This is a genomic window from Rhizobium sp. SVR5-2C, assembly GCF_056755115.1.
Window position 1 is genome coordinate 1 of the sequence record NZ_JBNDHT010000234.1, and the last position, 5661, is coordinate 5661.

A 5661-nucleotide genomic window follows, 5' to 3' on the forward strand; every position below is an offset into this window, starting at 1 on the left:
GGGTGATGATATTGCCCGGCTCGACAAAGGCCGTATAGCCGTCTTCGCCGCCCCCCTTGGCCATCATCTCGCGCGCCCAGGCGCAGAATTCGTCCATGTAGAATTGGTAGTTCGTGAACAGGACGAAGTTCTGGAAGTGCTGCGCGCTGGTTGCCGTGTAGTGCGCGAGGCGGGCGAGCGAATAATCGATGCGTTGCGCGGTGAAGGGGGCAAGCGGCGACGGTTCGCCCGGCGGCGGAATGTATTCGCCGTTGGCGATCTCGTCGTCGGTGGTGTTGAGATCAGGCGTATCGAAAAGGTCGCGCATCGGGATGTCGATGAAGGCCGATGCCGACGCCTCGACATGCGCGCCTTCGCCAAACGCAAAATGCAACGGGATCGGCGTCGATGATTCGGATACGACGACCGGGACATTGTGGCTGCGCATCAAGAGCGCCAGCTGTTGCCTCAAGTAGTGGCGGAAAAGCTTCGGCCGGGTGACGGTTGTCGTATAAACGCCCGGCGCCGTCACATGGCCATAGGACAGACGCGAATCGACATGGCCGAAGCTGGTCGTCTCGATGCTGACCTGGGGATAGTAGGCGCGGTAGCGCGAAGTGATCGGCGCGCCCTTGGCGAGCTCCGCAAAACTGTCGATCAGGAAGGCTGTATTGCGTTCGTAGAGCTCGGTGAGCGCATCGACGGCCTTTACAGGATCATCGAAGCTTTGCGGTTCAAAGGCAGGTGGCGAGGAAATATCGAGAGGTGAGATTCGTTTGCTCATGGCGCATTATAGGTTGCCGTTGTTAACAAGCAAGCGACGCCCCGGTGACCAATCGGAGAATATTAGGCAGTCTTGATCTTAGCGCATGTTGCTGCAGAAGGGGCTGGTCGAATTGAGGCAGGTGTAGCTCGCGCCGAAATGCGACTGCGAACCGCCACCCCCGCCGCCGTGTACGACGGCTGCCGAGAATGTGATCGCGAAAACCGCCATGAAGAGTGTAATGACGGTGAACCGTCTTGCCAGAATAAGCACGTCCGTGATCCCTGAACCTGTGTGCGCCCTATCGTTGAGATAAGTTCTGCCACACCCGGTCTGAACGGGCGCTGAGATCGCGGTTCATTTGGCGTTCACAATGATTGACTGCTTGAAGGCGGTCTCTCGCTACTTATGTGTTTAGTCCCGCTAAGGAGATTTTCATGACGGCACCGATCGAACTTTACTATTGGCCGACCCCGAACGGCTGGAAAATCAGCATCATGCTCGAGGAACTCGGTGTTCCCTACGAGGTGAAATACATCAACATCGGCAAGGGCGAGCAGTTCGCGCCGGACTTCCTGAAGATCGCGCCGAACAACCGCATGCCAGCCATCATCGATCCGGACGGCCCCGGTGGCGAGCCGATCTCCGTCTTCGAATCCGGTGCCATCCTGCAATATCTCGGCCGCAAATACGGCCAGTTCTATCCCACGGACGAGCGGAAGCGCGTGCAGGTCGAGGAATGGCTTTTCTGGCAGGTCGGCGGTCTTGGCCCCATGGCCGGTCAGGCCCACCACTTCCGCAACTATGCGCCGGAAAAGATCGAATACGGCATCAACCGCTATACGAACGAAGTGAACCGCCTCTATGGCGTCATGAACAAGCAGCTGGAAGGCCGGGATTATCTCGCCGGCGAATATTCGATCGCCGACATGGCCTGCATCGGCTGGGTCATCCCTTACGAACGGCAGGGACAGGACCTCAACGATTTTCCGAACCTGAAGGCCTGGTTCGAGCGTATGCATCAGCGACCTGCGGTCTTGAAGGGCATTGCCGTCGGCAAGGAAGAGCGCGAACGTCAGGCCAATCTGGCCGAAGACAAGGAAGCGCAGAAGATCCTTTTCAATCAGCGCGCCCGCTGAGGTGTGGAAGCGCAGTTGGAAAAGCGCCCGGATGACCGGGCGCTTTTTTTGTTCAGAGCCGCGTCCAGGTCTGTGACTTGCAGAAGACCTTGAGCACGCAGCCGCTCATCTTCAGCGAATTGCCGGACACGGTGCCCGAACCGCTGTAGGTCTTGTCATTGCTCGGATCGGTGATCTCGCCGCTGTATGTGCCGCCGGAGCCTGCAAGCGTTCCGATCTTCCTGCCGGCGAACTTGCCGGTCTTCAGCGTTATGCAATAGCCGCCGCCGCAAGGGGCGATCACCGCCGTGTCGCCGGCGACCGTCTTCCAGTTGCCGACGATAGGCTCCTCGGCATAGGCGAAGCTTGCCGAAAGCGCCAATGCGCCGGCCAGAATAAGCGTTCGGATCATTATCCCCTCCCTCATGTCCGTTGCGCGCAAAGTAACTAACGCGAACGTAAGGGTAAAGGACGCCGGGGTTAAAACGGCGGATTTTCAGGCTGCTTTTGCCCCGGATTATTTCCAGCTTTCTTCTTGCAAGCTCATTTCGTGGTGAACGAAAGCTTTATTTTCAAAAGTAAACTTTTCGTAAAAGTTCGCGGAAAGTCCTTAATAGGCAGGGATTCCGATGTTTAACGAAAACCCAATTTTACCAAGCGTTTGCACTTTGTTTGTCTCAAATTAATCATGCATTTTAGGCGTTTTTTGAAAGCCAGGCGGCATAGTGGAGCCATCAAACGAGCGGGGCAAACCCGCCGACCGAAGGGACCGAAAGCTGCGACAGACGGCACGGCCCGGAAGGTAAAACAGGGCAAACCGATAACAGGCTAAACAGGGATAAAACCGATGGCACGCTTTGAAATGCACAATGCTGAAATGGCCACCATGGGTGGCGACAGAAACGCCGACGTCTTCTGCGAAATGGGTCTGATGTATGCGACCGGCCGCGGCTGCGAGGTCGATCTGGTCGCTGCACACAAGTGGCTGAACATCGCCGCGATCAAGGGCAGCGACCGCGCCGCCGAGCTTCGCGCCGATGTCGCCGCATCGATGAACAAGATGCAACTCGCCGAAGCGCTGCGCGCCGCCCGCGAATGGATGACGATCCACTGAGACAATAACAACCTCGAAAAAGAGGGAACCGGCGGGGCGCGTTGTGCCCGCGCCCGGAAAACGGAACCGCGACCGGCAGAAACAAGGCCGGCGCGGTTTTTCCGTTTTAACCCAGCGAGCGAAGGACCTGGGGAAGGGCCTCTTCGAAGCGGGCCATATCGCTCTCCGGCCCGACGCTGACGCGGATGCAGCGGTTGAGCGGCGCGACGCCCGGCATGCGGATGAAAACGCCATGCTGCATCAGCCCATCGACGATTGAGCGGGCGTAGGTTCCGTCGCGCCCGGCATCGATCGCCACGAAGTTGGTCGCGGATGCTAAAGGCGAAAGCTGGTTGGCTCGCGCGATGCCGGCAATCCGTTCGCGGGCGGCGTGGATCTTTCCGACAACTTCTGTGAGATAGGCCCGGTCTTTCAGTGCGGCGAGTGCTGCGGCAGTCGCCAGCCGGTTCATGCCGAAATGGTTTCTGATCTTGTCGAAGGCCTTGGCCGTGCCGGGCGTCGAAATGGCATAGCCGACGCGCGCACCCGCGAGACCGTAGGCCTTCGAGAAGGTGCGCGTGCGCACGACGTTTGGCAGGTCGATCAGCGAGTCGATCGAGGGAGGGGCGCTTGCCGGTCCCGTTTCGCTATAGGCCTCGTCGAGCACCATCATACAGGTTTCCGGAAGGGCGCGGGCGAAGGTGACGATCTTGTCCGCGTCCCACCAGCTTCCCATTGGATTGTCCGGGTTGCAGAAATAGACGAGCGGGGCGTTTTCACGCTTCACCGCATCGAGCAGACCGTCCAGATCCTCACGGTCGTTGGAATAAGGCACGGTCACGAGGCGTCCGCCGAAACCCGCCACATGGAAGTTGAAGGTTGGATAGCCGCCGAGCGATGTGACGACCGGCATGCCGGGCTCGATCACCAGGCGCACGATCTGCCCGAGAAGCTCGTCGATGCCGCCGCCGATTGCGATATTGGCGGCCGTCACGCCGAGATGGGCGGCCAGCGCCTCGCGGAGATCGAAGTTTTCCGGATCGTTGTATTTCCACGTATCGCCGGCCTGTTCGCGGATTGCGGCAAGCACCGAAGGCGCGGGGCCGAAGCCGTTTTCATTGGCGCCGATGCGCGCCTCGACCTTGAGACCCTGCTGACGCTCGATGGCCTCGGGCCCGACAAACGGAACGGCGGAGGGGAGGGCGCTGACCAGCGGCGTGAAGCGCGAAAAAGCGGACATCGAATTTCAGATTCCCGGAGATGTGAAAAATCGGCCAACAATAGGCGTTGCCATCCTCAAGGCAAGGACGATTATTCCACGGCCGGTCCGGAAACCACTCCAGCATTTGAAAGATTTATGGCCTCAGCTCGATGCGAGGCGCGCGGTATGCTTCGATGGCTTCCATGTTGCCCGCCATGAAGTCGGCCCGCACGACGCGTCGAAGGACTTCCGGGTCTATGGTGTTGATGAAGCGGACGCTGATGCGCTCGTTCCTGCGGTAGGCTTCCGCGCAGCCGATGCGATAGGCGAGCCCGAGAATGTTGAGATAGTAGTGTTTCGGCAGGCCGGCGGTAGACGAGACGGCGAGCGTGGCGCCGCCGCGGGAAATATCGAGGATCTCCGCGCTTCGAACCGACATGCCTGTCAAACAGGGGCGGACGGCGACGATGCGCGCTGGGCGCCGCACGTTGAACTGTTCCCACCGCACGTCGTAAACTTCCGACTTGACCGTGGCAAGGTGCGTGGCTCGGAGCATGGGCATGACGCGGCTCTCCCCTGGAACACAATCTCATACTGGTTCCGTCGCATAGCGTCACATGAATGTTTTTCGTATTCGTCAAACAAATCGGGACAATTTTAACGAAACCGGATTTTGCATTTCAGTGCATTCCATGAGCGCTTGAACGAAGCGCTGCTCCATTTATCCATGGTTTCTCCGAACTCTTTCAATTGCCGCACGTTTTCTCTCTGTCGATGAAGCAAATTCGCCTTCGAACAATCATCAAGAGGAAACGAAAATGGCTGACATCAGAGTGCCATGGGAATCATGGGTTGTGGTCTGCGATGGGGCGAAGGCTTTGATCATGCAGAATGCCGGCGATGCAGAGCTCATGAACCTGCAGGTACGCGAAACGCTGAGCCACCCGAACGAACCGGACCGTGAGCTCGGCTCCGATAAGCCGGGACGCGCACATGCGCCGGACGGCACGAGCGCCAGCGCCATGGAGGAAACGAGCTGGCAAGAGCAGGCGGAAGCCGATTTCCTCAGGCAAATCGCTGCAAAGCTGGATGAGCTCGTCCATGAGAAGAACGCCAATCACATCATACTGGTGGCGCCGCCGAGGGCACTCGGCACCTTGCGGCCGAACCTCAGCCCGGATGTGCAAGCCGCTCTCTCCGCCGAGGTCGCCAAGGATTACACCAATATGCCGGTCGGGGAGATCGAGCGCCACCTGGCTGCTTGACCGGTTCGCTGCCGAAAGAGCGCGGGTAACCCTCGCGCTTTTCATGGCTGGCTTTCTCGTCCCGCAAACAAATCCTCGTTCTCGCTGAAAAGCGCCGCCAGCCTGTCGATGACCGCGCGTACTTCCGGCCGCTGGCGCTCGTCGTCATGGGCGGTGATCCACATCTCATAGGTAAGGGGTTCGATGATCGGTCCGGCGCGCGTGAGGCCGGGGTCGGCATCGCCTATGAAGCAGGGCAGGAC

The 5661-nt window shown here is 59.2% G+C and carries 8 protein-coding genes and 1 pseudogene; 3 read left to right on the forward strand and 6 right to left on the reverse strand.

The window, feature by feature from the left end; genetic code table 11:
- Nucleotides 1-763: AMP nucleosidase family protein (locus ACPYOI_RS34505; protein ID WP_481424041.1), on the reverse strand; the 763-nt coding region annotated here is incomplete at its 3' end.
- Nucleotides 764-841: 78 nt separating this feature from the next.
- Complete coding sequence (locus tag ACPYOI_RS34510; protein ID WP_481416263.1) at nucleotides 842-1015, reverse strand: hypothetical protein; 174 nt, start codon at nucleotides 1013-1015, stop codon at nucleotides 842-844.
- 164 nt (nucleotides 1016-1179) lie between these two features.
- On the opposite strand from ACPYOI_RS34510, the gene ACPYOI_RS34515 reads away from it, so the two are divergent.
- A complete protein-coding gene (locus tag ACPYOI_RS34515) occupies nucleotides 1180-1881 on the forward strand; it encodes a glutathione S-transferase family protein (protein WP_481416239.1) in 702 nt (233 codons plus the stop codon).
- 52 nt (nucleotides 1882-1933) lie between these two features.
- On the opposite strand, the gene ACPYOI_RS34520 is transcribed toward ACPYOI_RS34515, so the two are convergent.
- Nucleotides 1934-2272, reverse strand: coding sequence for a DUF2147 domain-containing protein (locus tag ACPYOI_RS34520; RefSeq protein WP_168828953.1), 339 nt, complete (start codon nucleotides 2270-2272; stop codon nucleotides 1934-1936).
- 435 nt (nucleotides 2273-2707) lie between these two features.
- Between ACPYOI_RS34520 and ACPYOI_RS34525 the strand changes: the two genes are divergently transcribed.
- On the forward strand, nucleotides 2708-2974 hold the full coding sequence (locus ACPYOI_RS34525; protein WP_168828954.1) for a sel1 repeat family protein: 267 nt from the start codon (nucleotides 2708-2710) through the stop codon (nucleotides 2972-2974).
- A gap of 106 nt (nucleotides 2975-3080) precedes the next feature.
- Here ACPYOI_RS34525 and ACPYOI_RS34530 read toward each other — a convergent pair whose 3' ends face one another.
- Entirely contained in the window at nucleotides 3081-4193 is a 1113-nt protein-coding gene (locus tag ACPYOI_RS34530; RefSeq protein ID WP_481424042.1) for a pyridoxal phosphate-dependent aminotransferase, read from the reverse strand.
- 115 nt (nucleotides 4194-4308) lie between these two features.
- Nucleotides 4309-4716 carry a PilZ domain-containing protein gene (locus ACPYOI_RS34535; protein ID WP_481416237.1) on the reverse strand — a complete coding sequence of 136 codons (408 nt, stop codon included), beginning with the start codon at nucleotides 4714-4716 and terminating at the stop codon, nucleotides 4309-4311.
- A 256-nt stretch (nucleotides 4717-4972) separates the two neighbouring features.
- Between ACPYOI_RS34535 and ACPYOI_RS34540 the strand changes: the two genes are divergently transcribed.
- The gene (locus tag ACPYOI_RS34540; protein WP_481416236.1) at nucleotides 4973-5419 is read left to right on the forward strand and encodes a baeRF12 domain-containing protein; all 447 of its coding nucleotides are present in this window, start codon (nucleotides 4973-4975) and stop codon (nucleotides 5417-5419) included.
- 41 nt (nucleotides 5420-5460) lie between these two features.
- Here the strand turns inward: ACPYOI_RS34540 and ACPYOI_RS34545 are convergent.
- Nucleotides 5461-5661 (reverse strand): annotated as a pseudogene (locus ACPYOI_RS34545) (LysR family transcriptional regulator); the annotation flags it as partial.

Bases quoted from the DNA above. Each gene is read 5' to 3' on its own strand.
- ACPYOI_RS34535 (WP_481416237.1), bottom strand. From the start codon at position 4,716: ATGCCCATGCTCCGAGCCACGCACCTTGCCACGGTCAAGTCGGAAGTT.
- ACPYOI_RS34530 (WP_481424042.1), bottom strand. From the start codon at position 4,193: ATGTCCGCTTTTTCGCGCTTCACGCCGCTGGTCAGCGCCCTCCCCTCC.
- ACPYOI_RS34540 (WP_481416236.1), top strand. From the start codon at position 4,973: ATGGCTGACATCAGAGTGCCATGGGAATCATGGGTTGTGGTCTGCGAT.
- ACPYOI_RS34520 (WP_168828953.1), bottom strand. From the start codon at position 2,272: ATGATCCGAACGCTTATTCTGGCCGGCGCATTGGCGCTTTCGGCAAGC.
- ACPYOI_RS34515 (WP_481416239.1), top strand. From the start codon at position 1,180: ATGACGGCACCGATCGAACTTTACTATTGGCCGACCCCGAACGGCTGG.
- ACPYOI_RS34525 (WP_168828954.1), top strand. From the start codon at position 2,708: ATGGCACGCTTTGAAATGCACAATGCTGAAATGGCCACCATGGGTGGC.